Origin of the sequence: Bradyrhizobium sp. 138 (assembly GCF_023074075.1) — a bacterium.
In the GTDB taxonomy this organism is placed as follows: Bacteria; Pseudomonadota; Alphaproteobacteria; order Rhizobiales; family Xanthobacteraceae; genus Bradyrhizobium.
The window spans coordinates 51,635-70,641 of sequence record NZ_JADPKT010000022.1 but is presented as its reverse complement, the minus strand read 5'-3'; the positions used below and the strand labels follow the sequence as shown (position 1 = coordinate 70,641).

The following is a 19,007-nucleotide window of genomic DNA, read 5'->3' as shown; positions in this document are numbered from 1 at the left end:
ATAGGCCCTCGGGACAAAAGCAGCCCGGGTAACGGGCCGCATGATTATATTCGAGGGGGAAGGCCGATGACGGCTAGCTCGCAGGCGCCGGAGGCGAAGGGCTTTCGCTGGAGACTGGTCGCGCCGCTCGTGGTGTGGCTGGCCATCTATCTGTGGCCGGTGCCCTCAGGGCTCAACGTCAACCAGTGGCACTATTTCGCGGTGTTCGCGGCCGTCATCACCGGGCTCATCCTGGAATCGATGCCGGTCGGCGCGGTCGGATTCATCGGTCTGACGGTCGCCGGCGTCGCTGGCTATATCGATCCCGATCCGACCAAGTCGCTGCGCTGGATGCTGGCAGGCTTTGCGGAGAGCACGGTCTGGTTGATCGTCGGCGCCTTCGTGTTCTCGATCGGCTATCGCAAGAGCCAACTCGGCCGGCGCATTGCCTTGGTGCTGGTGCAGCGGCTTGGCCGCAACACGCTCGGCCTCGGCTATGCGGTCGCGATGTCGGACTTCCTGCTCGCGCCGGCGACGCCGTCCAATACCGCGCGCAGCGGCGGCATCGTCTATCCCATCATCAGCAACATTCCGCGCATCTACGGCTCCGAGCCGGGGCCAACCGCCGGCCGGATTGGCACCTACGTGATGTGGACGGCGTTTGCCGCGACCGCGGTCACGAGCTCATTGTTCTTCACTGCGCTCGCGCCCAACGCCGCGGCTCTGGCGATCGCCAAGAAGACCGCCGGGGTCGAGGTCAGCTGGGGCCAATGGTTTCTCGGCTTCGCGCCGCTCGGCATTCTCCTGATGGTGCTCGTGCCGTTGCTCAGCTATCTGGTCTGCCGGCCCGAGGTGAAAAGCAGCCCCGAGATCTCCGAATGGGCGGCCAAGGAGCTCCAGGCGATGGGCCCGATGTCGCGCAACGAGTGGATCATGCTCGGACTGATCGTGCTCGCGATGTTCCTGTGGATCGCGGGCTCGAGCCCGGACATCCATGTGCCCGGGCTTGGCTCGAACTTCGTCAATGCCACCACCGTCGTGTTCATCGTGATCTCCTTGATGCTGGTGAGCGGCGTGATCGAGTTTGCCGACATCGTCAGCGAGAAGAGCGCCTGGGAGGTGTTCTTCTATTTCACCTCGCTGCTGACGCTGGCCTCCGGCCTTAACGAGATCGGCTTCATCAAATGGTTCGCGACCGAATACGCAAAGCCGCTCGCCGGGCTGTCGCCATCGACCGCGATGCTGCTGCTGGTCGCGCTGTTCTTCTGGGTCCATTATTTCTTCTCGAGCATCACCTCGCACGCCGCCGCCGTGCTGCCGGTCGTCCTCGCGGTCGGATCGGGCATCCCCGATCTTCCGGTCACGACACTCGCCATGCTCTGCATGTATTCGCTCGGCCTGATGGGCGTGATCTCGCCTTACGCGACGGGGCCCGCGCCGATGTATTTCGGCAGCGGCTATATCGGAAAGGGCCAGTTCTGGGGCTTTGGCCTGATCTTCGGGCTGCTCTATTTCGCCGGGCTGCTGCTGATCGTGCTGCCCTGGCTGCGGATGGGATGAGCGGGGCGAGAGGCTGGTACCCCGGGGCGAAGAAATTTTCTTCTAACGGGAGGGATCGGGGAATCTTTGTCCATCTCCTCGTAAATATCTGACATTGCAAGAAAGACTGGAAAAGGCGATGGTGCGTGCTGCGATGCAGCGCGTGCCCCTCTGAGGCGTTTGTTGCTGTTCCATCCCCAGTCGCTGATGCGACCCGGCTCTTGTTTGCCCTTTTCGGGCGGGCGAGAGAACTATTGTGCATGAAGGCCGTCTCCATGAACGCTCACCAATCGCTCGCCGTCGGACAGCCGATTGCGCCGCCCGAAGCGGTGTCAGCCGCCGCGACTGAGCCGGACGCCATGGTCCGCTTCGCCGGCATCTCGAAGACTTATCCGGCTTACCGCGGCAAGCCCGGCGTCAACGCGCTGCAAGACATCGACTTCGCGATACCGCGCGGTTCCATCACCGGCGTGATCGGCCGCTCCGGCGCCGGCAAGTCGAGCCTGGTGCGGCTGATCAACGGGCTGGAAAAGCCGACCACGGGGCAAGTCATCGTCGACGGCCGCAACATCTCGGCGCTGACGGGCCGGGACTTACGGCTGGCGCAGCGCTCGATCGGCATGATCTTCCAGCATTTCAACCTGCTGTCCTCGCGCACCGCCGCCGACAACATCGCGCTGCCGCTCGAGATCGCCGGCTGGGCCAAGGCCGACATCAAGGCGCGCGTGAGCGAGCTGCTCGCGCTCGTCGGCATCGCCGACAAGCATGACCGTTATCCGTCAGAGCTCTCCGGTGGCCAGAAGCAGCGCGTCGGCATCGCGCGCGCGCTGGCGACGCGGCCGAGCGTGCTGCTGTCGGACGAGGCGACCTCGGCGCTCGATCCGCAAACGACGCGCGCGATCCTCGATCTGCTCGCGAACATCAACCGCGAGCTCGGGGTGACCATCGTGCTGATCACCCATGAAATGTCCGTGGTGCGCCAACTCGCGAAGGAGGTCGTCGTGCTCGATGCCGGCCGCGTGGTCGAGAGCGGCCACGTCGCTGATATCTTCACGCACCCAAAACATCCGATCACGCAATCCTTCCTGGCCGAGGTGATCGGCGATAGTTTGCCCGTCTCGCTGGCGAGCCGGATCGTGGCGGCGCCGTCGGCCGGCGGGCAGGCCGTGATTCGTCTCCAGGTGCGCGGGGCAGGGGCCGGCGACACCCTGGTCGCGCGGCTCGCCCGCGAGCTCGGTCTCGACGTGTCGCTGCTGGCGGCCCGCATCGACGAGATCGGCGGCCAGCATGTGGGCTCGCTCGTTCTCGGCATTCCCGGCAGCGACGACGTGCAGACGCGGGTCCTTGCCTGGCTCTCTCAACATCAATTCCCGGCGGAGCGTCTCGGCTATGTCGCCTGAACTCATCAACCTGATCATCCAGGCGACCATCGAGAGCCTGTACATGGTCGGCGTCGCGGCGCTGCTCGGCACCGCCTTCGGCCTGCCGCTCGGCGTCTTCCTCGCAACCAGCCGGAAGGGCGAGCTGTTCGCGGCTCCCATCGTCAATCGCGTGCTCGGCATCGTCGTCAATGCGACGCGGTCGACGCCGTTCATCATCCTGGTCGTCGCCATCATCCCGTTCACGCGGCTCATTGCCGGCACCTCGATCGGATCGAGTGCGGCGATCGTGCCGCTGACGATCGCCTCGACGCCGTTCATCGCGCGCCTGGTCGAAGCTGCCATCCGCGAGGTCGATGGTGGCCTGATCGAGACCGCGTCCTCGTTCGGGGCCTCGCCGCTTCAGATCGTGTTCAAGGTGCTGATCCCCGAGGCGCTGCCGGGACTTCTGCTGGCGCTGACGCTCGCGGTGGTCAGTCTGCTCGGCTACTCCGCGATGGTCGGCGCGGTCGGCGGCGGCGGCCTCGGCGATCTCGGCATCCGCTACGGCTACCAGCGCTTCATGCCGGAGATGATGCTGGCCGTCGTCGTCGTGCTGATTGCGCTGGTGCAGCTCGTCCAGAGCGCCGGCGACTATCTGGCGCGCCGCGTCAATCGCCGGCTGCGGCATCACTGAGCCCGTGTCCGGATGTTGCGGACAGCAGATTCTTGTCCGTCCGGAAACATTCCGAGCTGCGAAGCACGATTGAGCGCATTGGTCGCACCCCGCTGCGCACATGTCTGGAGAAATTCTAACCTCGTTCCTATCGCGCTCTGAAACCGCCTGAGTTAGGGCGGGGCTTCAAAAATGATACCGGCCAAGCCGGCAGTGCGTGGGGCCTCGAACGACGTGACCGACTTCCAACTTTCTTCGCGTGGAGACACGCGCCGCCGACAGTTTCAGATACTCTTCCTCGGGGCGGTCAGCACCTTCTCCCTCGTTGTTCCCTTCGGCTCCGCGGAGGCCCAGACGCAGATTCCCGCTGTCACCGTCGACGCACCCGCTCAGCGCGCGCGGCCGGCATCGATCGCTCCGTCGCGAAGGGCGGCGACGCGGACCTCTCGCGCCAATCGTCGTTCTCCCGCGCAGCAGGCCGCGCCAACCCAGTCGGCCGCATCGAATGCCGGTGCGGGCGAACGCGCCAACGGCCCAGTGCGCGGCTTCGTCGCCACACGGAGCGGCACCGCCACCAAGACCGATACGCCGCTGATCGAAACTCCGCAGTCGGTCTCCGTCGTCACCACCGATCAGGTCAGGAACCAGGGCGCGGTCTCGATCGGCGAGGCCCTGCGCTACACCGCCGGTGTCAGCGGCGACGTCAATGGCGGTTCGGACACCCGCTTCGGCGCGCTCCAGATCCGCGGCTTCGACACGACCATGTCGGGCCTCTACGTCGACGGATTGCGGATTCCCTCCAGCAACTACGTGCACTTCAACGGTCTCGATCCCTACGGCGCCGAGCGCATCGAGGTCCTCAAAGGGCCGTCCTCGGCGATGTATGGCGGCAGCGGCACCGGCGGCATCCTCAACTACGTGACCAAGCTGCCGACGGCGCAGCAGTTCGGCGAAGTCTCGATCTCCGGCGGCAGCTTCAACCGCTATCAGGGCCAGTTCGACATGGGCGGTCCTGCCAACAAGGAAGGCACCGTGCTGTGGCGCCTGACCGGCGTTGTCCGCGACGGCGAAACCCAGGTCGACTTCACCAAGGACAACCGCGTCTTCATCGCGCCGGCCGTCACCTTCAAGCCGAACGAGGACACCACCATCACGATCCTGGCCAACTACCAGCGGGATCGGGCAGGGTGGGGCCTGCAGTTCCTGCCGGCCTCGGGCACGGTGTGGCCGAACAACGGCCGCACCATCCCGGTCTCGTTCTTCTCGGGCGTGCCGGGCTTCAACGCGTTCAACACCGAGATCGCGACCGCCGGCTACCAGCTCTCGCACAATTTCACCGACAACATCACGTTCCGGCAGAACCTGCGTTACGCCTATCAGCACAACGAGGAAAAGACCTTTTACGGCACCGGATACACCGACGAGGCGGCAGGGCAGCTCGGGCGTTTCGGCAGCTATAGCAACTCGTACATCAACTCCTTCGCGGTCGACAACCAGCTCCAGGGCAAGTTCGTAACCGGCATCCTCAGCCATACCACGCTGGTCGGGCTCGACTATCGCAACACCACGTTCCGCGACACCGCCTTTGCCGTCACGACGTCGGCGCCGGAGATCAACGTTTTCAACCCGGTCTACAGTTACGACTGGACGCTCGGCGCGATGAACGACAATACCGGCGTGAAGCAGTCGCAGGTCGGCCTCTACGCGCAGGATCAGATCAAGCTCGGTCGTCTGTCATTCCAGCTCGGCGGCCGCCAGGATTTCGTGACGACGCAGCTCGACAGCGGTCTCGCCAACACCTCGACGTCGAAGGATGCCTCGGCCTTCACCGGCCGCGCCGCCGTGATGTACAATTTCGACAACGGCATCGCGCCCTATTTCAGCTACTCGGAGTCGTTCCTGCCGGTGCTCGCGACCGGTCCGGGCGGACAGATGCTCAATCCCGAGACCGGCGTGCAGTACGAGGTGGGTGTCAAGTACCAGCCGATCGGCTGGAACGCGCTGTTCACCTTCGCGGCCTTCGACCTGACGCGCGACAACGTCAGCGTCTACGTGCCTGCAGCTACCTATTACGAACAGATCGGGCAGGTGAAATCGCGCGGCATCGAGCTCGAAGGCACGATGTCACTCGCCGACGGTTGGAACCTGCGCGCGGCCTACGCCTATGTCGATGCCATGGTCACGCAGGATCCGGTCAATGTCGGCAAGGCGCCGGTCACCGTGCCGCTCAACCGCGCTTCCTTGTGGAGCGACTACACGCTGCAGACCGGGCCGCTGGCGGGCTTGCAGTTCGGCGGCGGCATCCGCTATGTCGGCGCGACCTGGGGCGATGATGCCAATACGTTCAAGGTGGGATCGGCGACCGCGCTCGATGCGCTCGTTGCCTATACCCGGGACAATTGGCGTCTGTCGCTGAACGTCACCAATCTGGCGGACACGCGCTATGTCGCCGCCTGCTACGGCCTGTCGGGCTGCATGTATGCCGAGGGACGCAAAGCCATCGGCAAGCTGACCTACCGCTGGTGAGTTCAATCTGAGGACGGTCCACGGCACATGCGAGCCGGACCGCTTGATGAGAGTAGACGACCATGAGGGCGATATTCGGCAAGCTGCATCGCTGGGCGGGACTGCTCACGGCCGGATTCCTGTTCTTCTCCGGCATCACGGGCGCGATCATCTCCTGGGATCACGAGATCGACGACGTCCTGAACAGCCATCTGTTCGACGTCACCAGCAAGGGCACGGCGATCCCCTCGATCGAGCTCGCCAAGATGATCGAGCAGCGCGATCCCCGTGCGCGCGTCGTCCACCTCTTCATGACGCCGGAGGAGGGCCATTCGCTCTGGTTCTTCGTCATGCCGCGGATCGATCCCGCGACCGGCAAGCGCTATGCGCTCGATTACAATCAGGTCTTCCTCGATCCCAATACCGGCGCGGAGCTCGGCCGGCGCTATTGGGGCGCAGTGTGGCCGGTGACGCGGGAGAACTTCGTCTCGTTTCTCTACAAGCTGCACTACACGATGCACATCCCGGAGTTCTGGGGCAGCGATCGCTGGGGCATGCGCGTGCTCGGCGTGATCGCGATCATCTGGACCATCGATTGCTTCGTCGGCTTCTATCTGACGCTGCCCTCGCGGCGGCGTGCCAAGGCGGCGCGGGCGCCTGCCGTCACGCGCCAGCTCGAGCGTGGCTTCTGGGCGCGTTGGGCGCCGGCCTGGACCATCAAGACCTCGGGCAGCGCCTACCGGATCAATTTCGACATCCATCGCGCCTTCAGCCTTTGGACTTGGAGCCTGTTGTTCATCATCGCCTTCACGGCATTCTCGCTGAACCTCTATTTCGAGGTGTTCTCGCCGCTGATGAAGATGGTCTCGAACTACACGCCGACGCCCTATGAGCAGCGGCCCTATCGCGATCTCGACAACCCCATCGAGCCCAAGGTCACCTTCGCCGACATCGCCGCCCGCGCGGCGGCCGACGGCAAGGCGCGAGGCTGGACGATCCCGGTCGGCTCGATCAATTACGGACCGGCCCATGGTGTCTATGCCGCCGCCTTCTTCCACCCCGGCGACGATCACGGCGCCGGGGGCGTCGGCCCGGCGCAGCTCTATTACGACAGCGAGGATGGCCGCCCCATCGGTGAACGGCTGCCCTGGGTCGGCACTGCCGCCGATGTCTTCGTGCAGGCGCAGTTCCCGCTGCATTCGGGGCGCATCGTCGGTCTGTTCGGCCGCATCCTGATCTCGATCATGGGGCTCGTGGTGGCCGCGCTCTCGGTCACCGGCGTCGTCATCTGGTGGCGCAAGCGCCGCGCCCGGGTCCGCGTTCGCGAGACCGCGACGGTGCGCTTGAATGAGCGGCAACTGACGCCGGCGGAGTAGGGTTAGCCGAAGCGATGTTCCGGCAGGCCCTGTGCGACGCCGTGAATGGCAAGGACATGACCGGCCTGCGGCTCGACGCTCAACTGGCGCTGATCCAGGAACTTTCTCGCCGTCGTGACATACAGCGTTTTGAGATCGCTGCCGCCGAAGCACAGGCAGGTCGGATTGGTCACTGGCATCGGAATAATGGTATCGATCCGTCCGTCCGGCCGGTACCGCACGACCCGGCCGCCGGAAAAGAAGGCCGTCCATAGCCCGCCGGCAGCATCGACGCACGCGCCGTCAGGTCTTTCCTGAGAAGCGCTATAGTCTGCAAACAGGCGCCTGTTTCGGATCACGCCGTCATCGACATCAAAGTCGAACATCCAGGTGCAGTATCGCCGCGTGTCCGTGAAATAGAACGTGCGATTGTCAGGCGAGAATGCAATTCCGTTTGTGACGATGACGTCGCCGAACAAGCGCGTGACCTCACCGCCGCCGGTCACGCGATACAGCGCACCGTTCGGACGATGCAGCGGATTGTCCATGGTGCCGATCCACAGGCGGCCGCGGGCGTCGACGCGGCCGTCGTTGAGGCGGTTGTCCAGGCCGCGTTCGACCTCACAGAATTCGGCGGGAGGAGCTTCGCCGGAAACGCGACGGGAGAGGCGCAGATCCTGCGCGAGCAGATGCGAGCCGTCCGTCGTCAGGGCCTGGCTGCCGAGGAATTGGCCATCATGGGCGGCGACGTGATGGGCGCCCGTCGCCGGATCGAAGGATTGATGAAGCCTGCCGTCGATGTCGATCCACCACAGCTTGCGGGACCGGTCGCACCACAATGGCGTTTCGCCGAGAATATCCGCGCTGGCGACCGCGGTCTCAACCCGATGCGCGGGGATCGTAGCCTGGGTCATCCAGGATTCCTGTTCCAGTCGTCGCCGACGTGATTTCCGACGGGAGAGGGCGGTCAGCTGCTCTTCCAGGAGGACAGCGCATGCGCGACGCAGCCATTGATATGGTCGGTGAGGACGGCCTTGGCATTCTTGATGTCCCGCTTCAACGCGCAGTCCAGCAAGGCCTTGTGCTGGTTGATCGTCTCGGCGCCGCGATAGCGCAGCGCATAGCGGAAATATTTGTCGAACACGATCGAATGGGTATGCATCAACTCGCGCGAGCCGCAAGCAGAGATCAGCGCCTGGTGAAATTCGCCGTCATAGCGCTTGCGGAGCTCCGGATCGTCGCCCTCCTTGAGGACGGTGCGTTCGGTGGCCGCCAGCTTGTGGTGGGCGGAAACCACGCGGCCCTCCCACTCGACATCGCCGCCGCGGAACGACTCGGCCATCGCATGATGCTCCAGCAGGATGCGAAGATCGGCGAGCTCCCGCAGATTCTGGATCGAGACAGGCGCCACCTCGAATCCACGCTGGCCTTCGGCGACCACAAAACCTTCGGACGTCAGGCGATTGAGGATCTCACGCAGTGTGCTGATGCTGACGCCGTAATCTTCCTTCATGGCATCGAGCCTGAGCCGTCCGGATGGCGTGAGCACCCCGAAAATGATGTCGGACCGAATGCGCTGATAGCCGCTGTCGCCCGCCGACAGGGGCCGTTCATCAACTGCCGTCATGCTTTTCGATCCCATCCGATCGCCGCCGCTCCGTGCGGAGGGCCGAACATCAATGTTGCCAGCAATATAGCAGACCGACGATCCCTGACGTCCAGCAAAATATCATATGAAATGGAGAACGTCATTTGACATGCAAATTCATGTATGATCTCTAAATAGACAGAGGGCACGAAAGATAATGGCTTAAGCCGCGGTTCGTGCTCGCTCGCATAGGGAGGAAGCGATGAGCTTGTGGGTACGGGCGCTGTCTGCGACGGCGATCTGCGTGGCGCTGACGGTCGGCGCATCTGCTGCCGACGATATTCAGGAGCGCACCATCAGGTGGGGCCACCTGAACAATACCGATCACCCCGTGAGCCAGGGCGTTCAGAAGTTTGCCGAGATCCTGCTCGCCAAGAGCGGAGGCAAGATGAAGGTCCGCGAGTTCGCGGCCTCGCAGCTCGGCAACGAGTTGCAGCAGCAATCCGCCCTGCGCGGCGGCACCCAGGAGATGCTGTCGGCCTCGACGACGTCGCTCGCGACCGTCATTCCCGAGTTCGGCCTGATCGATTTCCCGTTCCTGTTCACCTCGACCGAGCAGGCCGATGCGCTCGGCACCGGCAAATTCGGCAAGGCGATGCTCGACACGCTGCCGGCGAAGGGGCTGACCGGGCTGGGCTATTGGGGCCTCGGCTTCCGCAACGTCACCAACAGCACCCGCCCGATCACCAAGCTCGAGGACTTCGCCGGGCTCAAGCTCCGCGTCATCCCGAATCCGGTCTATCTCGAAAGCTTCAGCGCCTTTAAGGCCAATCCGGTCCCGATGGCCTTCGGTGAGCTGTATTCGGCGCTGGAGACCCGCACCGTCGACGGTCAGGAGAATCCCTACACGGTCATTCTCTCGAACAAATTCTACGAAGTGCAGAAATACGTTTCCGCCACAAATCACACCTTCACCCTGAACATCATCCTGGTGAGCAAGGCATTCTGGGACAAGCTGTCGCCGACCGAGCAGCGCCTGATGCGCGAGGCCTATGAAGAAAGCCGCGGCTATCAGAAGGAGCAGACCCGCCTTCAGACCGAAAAGGCCTTGGCGGAGCTGCAGGCCAAGGGCATGCAGTACAACGCGATCGCATCCGAAGAGAGCGACCGCATGCGCAAGGCGGTTCAACCCGTCGTCGAAAAGATCTCGGCCAATCTTCGTGCCGAGACGGTGAAGCTCTTCAACGAAGAGGTTGAGCGCATCCGCAAGGACGTGAAGTAGCGGCCTTCTTCGTCACGCAGGCGCTGGAGCCGGCGACCAGACGGCTCCAGCCCTTGATTGCCCGGACGTCACGCATGGCGCGAGCTCTCGACCTCTATTGCACGTTCCTGAAGGCCGTCATTGCCGCGTGCCTTGCCGTGATGGTGGTGCTGGTGTTCGGCAACGTCGTGCTGCGCTACGGCTTCAACTCCGGCATTGCGATTTCCGAGGAATTGTCGCGGTGGCTGCTGGTCTGGTTGACCTTCCTCGGCGCTATCGTTGCGATGCGTGAACACGCCCATCTCGGCGTCGATAGCCTGATCCGGATGCTGCCGGCTTACGGCAAGCGCATCTGCTTCATCGTCAATTATTGCCTGATGCTGTTTGCCGACTGGCTTCTGCTGTCGGGCAGCTGGCGCCAGACCATCATCAACATCGACGATCGGGCGCCGGCCACCGGCCTGTCGCTCGGGATCTTCTACGGCGTCGGTGTGGTCTTCGGCGTGTCCGCCGGCGTGATCCTGCTCTACGACCTCTTCCGCGTGCTCAGCGGGCAGGCCAGCGAAGCCGACATGGTGGCCGTCAAGGAATCGGAAGAGCACTGATGTTGTCGAATGGAGCCTTGCCGGCCGGCGCTCACACCCTGCAAACCGGTGGGACCATGTCATGACGATCGCCGTCTTCACCCTTTCGTTGCTCGGCGCCATGGCGCTCGGCATGCCGATCGCGTTTGCGCTGATCGTCTGCGGCGTGGCCCTGATGAGCACGATCGACATGTTCGACGCCCAGATCGTGGCGCAGAACGTCATCAACGGCGCAGACAGTTTTCCGCTGATGGCGATTCCATTCTTCATGCTCGCCGGCGAGATCATGAACAAGGGCGGTCTGGCCAAGCGCATCGTCAATGTCGCACTGGTCGCCGTCGGGCATTTTCGCGGTGGACTCGGCTACGTCACCATCTTGGCCTCGTGCATTCTCGCCTCGCTGTCGGGCTCGGCCGCGGCCGACGCCGCGGCGCTGGCGGCGCTGCTGGTGCCGATGATGGTGGCGGCGGGGCACAACAAATCCCATGCAGCGGGCCTGGTGGCGGCCGGCGGCATCATCGCCCCCGTGATTCCGCCCAGCATCGGCTTCGTCATCTTCGGCGTCGCCGCCGGCGTCTCGATTTCCAAGCTGTTCCTGGCTGGCATCGTGCCCGGGCTGCTGCTCGGAGCCGGGCTTTGCATCGCCTGGGCGTGGGTGGTGCGGCGGGAGAACCTGACGCCGCCGCCACGGGCTTCGCTGTCCGAGATCGTGAGGGCTGTCGTCGACGGTTTCTGGGCCTTGATGCTGCCCGTCATCATCATCGTCGGACTGCGTTTCGGGATCTTCACGCCGACGGAAGCTGCGGTGGTGGTCGCCGTCTATTCGCTCTTCGTGGCAACCTGCATCTATCGCGAGCTGAAGCTGTCGCAGCTCTACGAGGTGTTCGTCTCCGCCGCGGTCACGACGAGCATCGTGATGTTTCTGATCGCGGCAGCTCTGGTGTCGTCCTGGCTCATCACGGTATCGGAGATCTCGACACAGATCGTTCATCTCCTGAAGCCGTTCATGGGCAACAACACGCTTCTGATGCTGGCGATCATGGCCGTGGTGGTGATCGTGGGAACGGCCCTCGACATGACGCCAACGATCCTCATCCTCACGCCAATCTTGATGCCTATCGTCAAGGCGGCCGGCATCGACCCCGTCTATTTCGGCGTTCTCTTCATCATCAACAACGCCATTGGCCTCATCACCCCGCCGGTCGGCGTCGTCCTGAATGTCGTCTGCGGTGTCTCCAGGATCAGCATGGAGGAGATCGTCAGGGGCGTGTGGCCCTTCCTGATCGCGCAGCTGGTCGTGCTGTTCGCGATGGTGCTATTCCCCGGACTGGTGACGATCCCGGCCAAGTGGTTTGGCGGCTAGAGCATGATCTCCGAAAAGTGTGCAGCGGTTTTCCGAAAAGATCATGCTCAAACAAAAAGAGAACGATGATTTCATCGCGCATTAGTCGCGCAGCGTTGGCAAGGAAATGAGGGAAAAAATGACCGCACGGATCATGATCCTCAATGGACCCAATCTCAACTTCCTCGGCATCCGGGAGCCCCACATCTACGGCTCGACGACGCTGAAGGAAATCGAAGCCAGCTGCCAGGCTTTGGCCGACCAGCTTGGTGTCTCGATCTCGTTCCACCAGTCCAACATGGAAGGCGAGCTCGTCAACCTCATCCAATCCGCCCATGGCAAGGCGGATGCGATCATCATGAACCCCGCGGCCTATTCCTTCACATCGATCGCGCTGATCGATGCGCTGAAGATCTTCGAAGGGCCGAAGATCGAGGTGCATATCTCGAACATCCATACGCGCGACGAGCTTCACCGTCACTCGATCACCTCGAGCGCCTGCACGGCGGTCATTTGCGGGCTAGGACCGTACGGCTATCTCGCCGCGATGCTGGCGGCTGTTCAGCGGATCGGACAATTGCCCGGGACGATCCCGGCCGCGCTCCACGGCCTTGCGGCCGCCGGCAAGGCTTAAGGCAGGGAGAGCGGAATGCGCGGAGCGGGATTTCTCGCCATCTGGAGCGACGTCGCGGCGCACGATCTGACGGATTACCGGCACTGGCTGACGCGCGAGCACACCACCGAGCGCGTGACGACCAGGGGCTTCCTCGCCGCGCGTGTCTTTCACGCCGTAAGAGCCGACATCAACCGCTTCTTCATCCTGTACGAGCTGGAAGCGCCCGAGGTTCTCGACGGCGAAGCCTATCTGGCGCGCCTCAACGCGCCGACGCCGTGGTCGCAGCGCATCATGCCGAAACTCGGCAACTTCATCCGGGGCGGGGGCGTTATGGCCGCGCGTGCGGGGAGGGGCGAGGGGGCAACGATCATGGCCCTGCGGATCGAGAAATTACCTGGAGATCCGCAAGCAATGGCCCAGGCGCTCATCGCCTGCGACGGGGTCGCCGCCGTGCAGATCGGCGCGACCGACGAGGCGCGGACCTCGGTGCCGACAACGGAGAAGGGCATGCGAAAGAACGAAGGGTTTTTCGCGGGGCTTTTGCTGATCGAGGCGCTGGACGTGACGTCCTTGCAGGCCGCTCTTCGCAAGGCCAGGGAGATCGCACCCGACGTCATGAACCGCGCGAGCGAGCCAGAGATTTATCAGGGCATGTTCGCGCTCGACGCACGGATCGCGGATTTCGGCTGACGGCAGCCGCCTCTTGCCAGCATGCGCAGGCCGATGAACCTTCCAGGCCGGCACCCGCACAAAGACTGAGATCGCTCTCAAGTCCCCGGACATCGAATGAAATCGCTTGCCTTGCTCTGCCTGCTCGTCCTGGCGGCCCCGGTCCATGCAGCCACGCCCGAGCAGCACTATCTCGACCTGCGTGACCGCTACATCGCAAAGTTCTCCAGAGCCAAGGAGAGCGAGGAGATCTACAAGCAGCACACGGCCGCGCTGAAGGAGCTCGCCGCTGCGCTGCGTGGTGTCGTGGGACCGGTCACGATCAAGGGGCTGCCTGCCGAGGGCACGTCAAACGCTGACACGATGTTCAAGAGCGACGTCGGCTTCGGCCATCTCGACGGGCTCAGCTTCGCGCCAGAGAGCTACAAGACGCAAGCCGTGGTGACCACGACGACGCTGCTCAAACACTGGCTGCGCCAGCATCGCGAGGACGGCATGCCGCAGGAGAGCGGTGCGGCATTCCGGTCGAATCTCTTCTACCATTACGCGGTTCAGGACGGCGCCTTCGCCGTCTACGCCGACCTGCCGATCACCAAGCCTGCAACCGCGACCGTCGCGACCGCCGTGCTCGGCGTGCGCGGCAATGGCGGTCTCAAGGCACCGCCGGATGAGATCGACATCGTCGCGATAAAGGGCGACAAGGTCTTCTTTCTCGCCACACGCGACGCCGTGACGACGGGCGAAATCCCGGCTTGCGAACGCGTCTGGAAGCAGATGATGGCGAAGCCCGTCAACCAGAAGGACCCGCGCGCCGACATTGCCCATGAAGACCGGGCGATGGACGCCTATACGAAGTGCTTCGCCAAGGAGGCGCCGAGCCAGGACTGGTTCGCCGCCGCCGTCAAGAAGGCGCAAAGCCAGCTGGATCTGCTGCCGCTGCTCTAAAGCGCGCTGCCCCCGAGATTCCAGCCGCGGCCGCCCTCGCCAAAGATCTCATGGCCCGTCGCCGTCACCGCGACCGTGTCCTCGAGCTTGATGAAGCCGCGTTTCGGATGTTTCATCGTGGTCTCGATCGACACCACCATGCCGGCTTCGAGCGGCAGCCGGGCGTCGGTGTCTTCGTAAGGAACCGGACCGTTGGCGGTCAGGCGAGGGGCCTCGTGGCTGACGAGGCCCATGCCGTGTGCGAGAAAATCGGTGCAGTCGCGGTTGCTGATCTGGGCCAGCTGGCGCTCGGCCGCGACGTAGATGTCGCCGCCCATGGCGCCGGGGCGGACCGCAGCGAAGGCGGCACGCTGGACCGCCTCGATCTCGGCGAGGCACCCCTTCAGCTCGGCATCCGGCGCGCCCAGCACGGCCATCCGCGCGAGATCGCCGATATAGCCGTGATAATTGCCGCCGGAATCCAGCGACAGCACGTCACCTTGTTCCCAGCGCTGCGACGACGGCGCCCGGTTGTGGCTGTTGCCGCAGGCCAGCAGGCAATATTCGAAGGTCAGGCCGCGATTGGCTTCGGCGATCCGCAACGCGTCCGACAATTGCTGCTTGGTCGTGCCTGGGCCGTGCGCCGCGATCACCTCCAGCATGGACGCGATGACCAGCTCGGACGCGGTCTTGAGTTTCGCAAGCTCCTCCGCCGACTTGACGGCCCGCAGCCGCTCCAGCACCAGGAGAGCATCTTTGAGTTCGGCGCCGGGCAGGGCGTCGGCCAGCGCCCGGCCCGCATCCATCGGCAGGAACGCCATCTCGACCCCGACCCGCCTCAACGGCACACCTGCCTCGCGCGTCAGGCCAATAGCCCGCGTGACGGCGTCGACAGAACCGTTGGACTCGGTCCGGACCTGCGGCACCCATGGCGGCGCGACCGCGCGCTGATGGGTTTCCAGCCTGTGGCCGACATAGACGGCCTTTTCGGGCGCGCCCTTGGGATAGACCAGGACCGGCAGATAGCGGCTGATGCCGAGGGCATCCATGTAGTCGAAGAAGATCGCGCGCTCGGCGCCGAGCAGGTACTGCACATTGTGCTTGGAGGTCGCGACCAGCACGTCGAGGCCGGCCGCCTCCATCAGACGGTCGAGCTTGCGGGCATCGAACGGAATGGCGCGCGAGCGTCCTGCGCGGGCGACGTTCTCCTGCATGACGAATCTCCCAAAGGCTGGCGACGCGTTAGACGCGACCATCCGATTAACAGTCAGATGGTCCGTTGGCTTCCGATCGTCGGCCGAGAGCGGGGGGTTGAGTAGCCTTGGATTTGGCCGGGCTGATCTGCACAGGCCCATATCTGTAATTCGCATAAGGTATATTATGGAATATATACAATCAGATCAAATATTTAGACGGAATTCCTGTCATCGCACCTTCGCCGAGGTTCGATTTTCGGTCTGCGCCTCGACAGTCACCTCAGCTCTTGCAGGCTACTGTGCATGGGGTTGTTTTTCAGATTTTGAATCCAGCCCTGTCACCGAAAGCCGATATTGCCGTGACCTTGTCCGGCTGCAATAAGCGAGGCCTCGCGAGATCGCAGATGACCTTCTGACCTGACGTCCGTATAGGTTTGCATCTCAGAACAACAACAAACTTCCGAGGAAGCAGACCCATGGTCTTTTCGACGCGCTTTTCCCGACGCACGCTTCTCAAGGCCTCCGCCGCGACCGCGGTCCTGGGCGGCATCGGTGCGCCCCATGTGGCCCGCGCCCAGAGCGCCGAGTTCACCTACAAATACGCCAACAACCTGCCCGACACCCATCCGCTGAACGTCCGCGCCAAGGAGATGGCGGCGGCGATCAAGAGCGAGACAGGCGGCAAGTTCGACCTGCAGATCTTCCCGAACAACCAGCTCGGGTCCGACACCGACATGCTGAGCCAGATCCGCTCCGGCGGCGTCGAGTTCTTCACGCTGTCCGGCCTGATCCTGTCGACCCTGGTGCCGGCGGCGTCCATCAACGGCATCGGCTTCGCATTCCCGGACTACGACACGGTCTGGAAGGCCATGGACGGCGACCTCGGCGCCCATGTCCGCGGCGAGATCAAGAAGGCCGGCCTCGAGGTCATGGACAAGATCTGGGACAACGGCTTCCGCCAGACTACCTCGTCGACCAAGCCGATCACCGGTCCTGACGACCTCAAGGGCTTCAAGATCCGCGTGCCGGTGTCGCCGCTGTGGACCTCGATGTTCAAGGCGTTCGATGCGGCGCCCGCCTCGATCAATTTCAGCGAGGTCTATTCGGCGCTGCAGACCAAGATCGTCGAGGGCCAGGAGAACCCGCTGGCGATCATCTCGACCGCCAAGCTGTACGAGGTGCAGAAATACTGCTCGCTGACCAACCACATGTGGGACGGCTTCTGGTTCCTGGCCAACCGCCGAGCCTGGGAAAAGCTGCCGCAGGACGTGCGCACCATCGTCGCCAAGAACATCAACGCCGCCGCGGTCAAGGAGCGTGAGGATACCGCCAAGCTCAATGCCAACCTCCAGCAGGAGCTCGCGGGCAAAGGCCTGACCTTCAATCAGCCCACGGTGGCGCCATTCCGCGACAAGCTGCGGTCGGCCGGCTTCTATGCCGAGTGGAAAGGCAAATATGGCGACCAGGCCTGGGATCTCCTGGAAAAGGCCGTGGGCAAACTGTCGTAACGTGTCGGGGCCGTTATGGCTCATCTCGAGGCCGAGGTGATCGAAGTGGCGGGCGAGGTGACTGTTCAGTCCCCTCGCCGACCTTCGTTGCTGACTTCGCTCGAGCGCGCGCTCGGTCTTGTCGTCGAAATCCCGGCGGCGATCCTGGTCGTCGCTGAGATCGTGATCCTGTTTGCCGGCGTGGTCGCGCGCTACGGCCTGCACCGTCCGCTGATCTGGTCGGACGAGCTCGCCTCGATCCTGTTCCTGTGGCTTGCCATGTTGGGCGCGGCGGTTGCGTTCCGCCGCTCCGAACATATGCGCATGACCGCGATCGTCGCGAGTGCCGGTCCGGCGATGCGGGCCTATCTCGATCTGATTGCGACCTCAGCGGCGCTGGCATTTCTGATCCTGATCGTCTGGCCGGCCTGCGATTATGCCTATGAGGAAAGCTACATCACCACGCCGGCGCTGCAGATCTCCAACATGTGGCGCGCTGCCGCGCTGCCGGCCGGCATCGGCCTGATGGCAGCCTTCGCCTTGCTGCGGCTGCTGCGCGCGGCCGATTACCGGATGGTCGCAGCCGCGGTGCTGTCGGTCGTCGTCCTGGTCGGCCTGTTCTGGCTGGCGGAGCCGTTGCTGCGGCCGCTCGGCAATCTCAACCTCGTCATTTTCTTTGTCGGCGTCGCCGGCTTCTGCGTGTTCGCCGGCGTTCCCATTGCGTTCGGCTTTGGCCTCGCGATCTTCGGCTATCTCGCGCTGACGACGCGGACGCCCGTCATGGTGCTGGTCGGGCGGATGGACGAAGGCATGAGCCACCTCATCCTGCTCTCGGTGCCGCTGTTCGTATTTTTGGGGCTATTGATTGAAATGACCGGCATGGCGCGGGCCATGGTGGCGTTCCTGGCGAGCCTGCTCGGCCATGTCCGCGGCGGCCTGCACTACGTGCTGGTCGGCGCGATGTATCTGGTCTCGGGCATATCAGGCGCCAAGGCCGCCGACATGGCGGCCGTCGCGCCCGTACTGTTTCCGGAGATGAAGCAGCGCGGCGCCAAGCCCGGCGATCTCGTCGCGCTTCTGGCGGCCACAGGGGCCCAGACCGAGACCATTCCGCCGAGCCTGGTGCTGATCACGATCGGCTCGGTAACAGGCGTGTCGATCGCCGCCCTCTTCACCGGCGGCCTCCTGCCCGGCGTCGTGCTCGCGATCACGCTCTGCATGCTGGTCTGGTGGCGCTACCGCCATGAGGACATGAGCCACGTCCGCCGCGCCAGGGCATCCGAGATCGGCAAGACCTTCATCGTCGCCCTGCCCGCGCTGGCACTACCCTTCGTGATCCGCTACGCTGTGGTCGAGGGCATTGCGACCGCGACCGAGGTCTCCACCATCGGCATCGTCTACGGCGCCCTCGTCGGCCTCCTCGTCTACCGCCGCTTCGACTGGCGGCGGCTGTTTCCGATGCTGGTCGAGACCGCGGCGCTGTCGGGCGCGATCCTGCTGATCATCGGCACCGCGACCGGCATGGCCTGGGGCCTGACGCAATCAGGCTTCTCACGCTCGCTGGCTGCGGCCATGACCGGACTACCCGGGGGAGCTGCGACCTTCATCGCCGTCTCGATCCTGGCCTTCACCATCCTCGGCAGCGTGCTGGAAGGCATCCCGGCGATCGTGCTGTTCGGGCCGCTGCTGTTTCCGATCGCCCGGGCCGTCGGCGTGCACGAGGTGCACTATGCCATGGTGATCATTCTCGCCATGGGCATCGGACTATTCGCCCCGCCGTTCGGCGTCGGCTATTATGCCGCCTGCGCCATCGGACGCGTCGATCCGGCCGAGGGTATCCGGCCGATCTGGGGCTATCTGCTGGCACTGCTGGTGGGATTGATCATCGTCGCGATCTTCCCCTGGATCTCGATCGGATTCCTTTGAGG

At 63.9% G+C, this 19,007-nt stretch carries 16 protein-coding genes; 13 read left to right on the top strand and 3 right to left on the bottom strand.

Translation table 11 applies throughout. The annotated features are described in order from the left end of the window. The first annotated feature begins 66 nt into the window (after positions 1-66). The 5 genes from IVA79_RS12000 to fsrB all read left to right on the top strand — a co-directional run bounded on the left by IVA79_RS12000 (position 67) and on the right by fsrB (position 7,433). On the top strand, positions 67-1,539 hold the full coding sequence (locus IVA79_RS12000; protein WP_247553118.1) for a DASS family sodium-coupled anion symporter: 1,473 nt from the start codon (positions 67-69) through the stop codon (positions 1,537-1,539). Between the two features lie 239 nt (positions 1,540-1,778). Beyond that, complete coding sequence (locus IVA79_RS11995; RefSeq protein WP_247553114.1) at positions 1,779-2,918, top strand: methionine ABC transporter ATP-binding protein; 1,140 nt, start codon at positions 1,779-1,781, stop codon at positions 2,916-2,918. After that, complete coding sequence (locus IVA79_RS11990; protein WP_247553112.1) at positions 2,908-3,573, top strand: methionine ABC transporter permease; 666 nt, start codon at positions 2,908-2,910, stop codon at positions 3,571-3,573. Before IVA79_RS11995 ends, IVA79_RS11990 begins: the two co-directional genes overlap by 11 nt. 516 nt (positions 3,574-4,089) lie before the next feature. Continuing rightward, complete coding sequence (locus IVA79_RS11985; protein ID WP_247553743.1) at positions 4,090-6,078, top strand: TonB-dependent siderophore receptor; 1,989 nt, start codon at positions 4,090-4,092, stop codon at positions 6,076-6,078. A 62-nt stretch (positions 6,079-6,140) separates the two neighbouring features. After that, the gene (gene fsrB / locus IVA79_RS11980; RefSeq protein WP_247553110.1) at positions 6,141-7,433 is read left to right on the top strand and encodes a siderophore utilization protein FsrB; all 1,293 of its coding nucleotides are present in this window, start codon (positions 6,141-6,143) and stop codon (positions 7,431-7,433) included. Positions 7,434-7,435: 2 nt separating this feature from the next. On the opposite strand, the gene IVA79_RS11975 is transcribed toward fsrB, so the two are convergent. Both IVA79_RS11975 and IVA79_RS11970 read right to left on the bottom strand, forming a co-directional pair. Next, the gene (locus IVA79_RS11975; protein ID WP_247553108.1) at positions 7,436-8,326 is read right to left on the bottom strand and encodes an SMP-30/gluconolactonase/LRE family protein; all 891 of its coding nucleotides are present in this window, start codon (positions 8,324-8,326) and stop codon (positions 7,436-7,438) included. A gap of 53 nt (positions 8,327-8,379) precedes the next feature. Continuing rightward, positions 8,380-9,039: an FCD domain-containing protein gene (locus tag IVA79_RS11970; RefSeq protein ID WP_247553107.1), complete on the bottom strand. Its 660-nt coding sequence runs from the start codon at positions 9,037-9,039 to the stop codon at positions 8,380-8,382. Positions 9,040-9,262: 223 nt separating this feature from the next. Here IVA79_RS11970 and IVA79_RS11965 point away from each other — a divergent pair, with 223 nt between their 5' ends. The 6 genes from IVA79_RS11965 (at position 9,263) to IVA79_RS11940 (ending at position 14,417) form a co-directional block, all read left to right on the top strand. Beyond that, complete coding sequence (locus tag IVA79_RS11965; RefSeq protein WP_247553106.1) at positions 9,263-10,282, top strand: TRAP transporter substrate-binding protein; 1,020 nt, start codon at positions 9,263-9,265, stop codon at positions 10,280-10,282. A gap of 74 nt (positions 10,283-10,356) precedes the next feature. Continuing rightward, positions 10,357-10,866 (top strand): TRAP transporter small permease, encoded by a 510-nt coding sequence (locus IVA79_RS11960; RefSeq protein WP_247553105.1) that lies wholly within the window; start codon positions 10,357-10,359, stop codon positions 10,864-10,866. 61 nt (positions 10,867-10,927) lie between these two features. Beyond that, positions 10,928-12,208, top strand: a complete 1,281-nt coding sequence (locus IVA79_RS11955; protein WP_247553104.1) for a TRAP transporter large permease subunit — start codon at positions 10,928-10,930, stop codon at positions 12,206-12,208. Positions 12,209-12,326: 118 nt separating this feature from the next. After that, positions 12,327-12,821 carry a type II 3-dehydroquinate dehydratase gene (aroQ, locus tag IVA79_RS11950; protein ID WP_247553103.1) on the top strand — a complete coding sequence of 165 codons (495 nt, stop codon included), beginning with the start codon at positions 12,327-12,329 and terminating at the stop codon, positions 12,819-12,821. 15 nt (positions 12,822-12,836) lie between these two features. Further along, the gene (locus IVA79_RS11945) at positions 12,837-13,493 is read left to right on the top strand and encodes a hypothetical protein (RefSeq protein WP_247553102.1); all 657 of its coding nucleotides are present in this window, start codon (positions 12,837-12,839) and stop codon (positions 13,491-13,493) included. A 96-nt stretch (positions 13,494-13,589) separates the two neighbouring features. Beyond that, entirely contained in the window at positions 13,590-14,417 is an 828-nt protein-coding gene (locus IVA79_RS11940; RefSeq protein ID WP_247553101.1) for a hypothetical protein, read from the top strand. On the opposite strand, the gene IVA79_RS11935 is transcribed toward IVA79_RS11940, so the two are convergent. Continuing rightward, a complete protein-coding gene (locus IVA79_RS11935) occupies positions 14,414-15,610 on the bottom strand; it encodes a Xaa-Pro peptidase family protein (protein WP_247553100.1) in 1,197 nt (398 codons plus the stop codon). The two genes, IVA79_RS11940 and IVA79_RS11935, sit on opposite strands and share 4 nt — an antisense overlap. Before the next feature lie 458 nt (positions 15,611-16,068). Here IVA79_RS11935 and IVA79_RS11930 point away from each other — a divergent pair, with 458 nt between their 5' ends. Next, complete coding sequence (locus IVA79_RS11930) at positions 16,069-17,100, top strand: TRAP transporter substrate-binding protein (RefSeq protein ID WP_247553099.1); 1,032 nt, start codon at positions 16,069-16,071, stop codon at positions 17,098-17,100. A gap of 15 nt (positions 17,101-17,115) precedes the next feature. After that, the gene (locus IVA79_RS11925; protein ID WP_247553098.1) at positions 17,116-19,005 is read left to right on the top strand and encodes a TRAP transporter large permease subunit; all 1,890 of its coding nucleotides are present in this window, start codon (positions 17,116-17,118) and stop codon (positions 19,003-19,005) included. Positions 19,006-19,007: the final 2 nt, after the last annotated feature.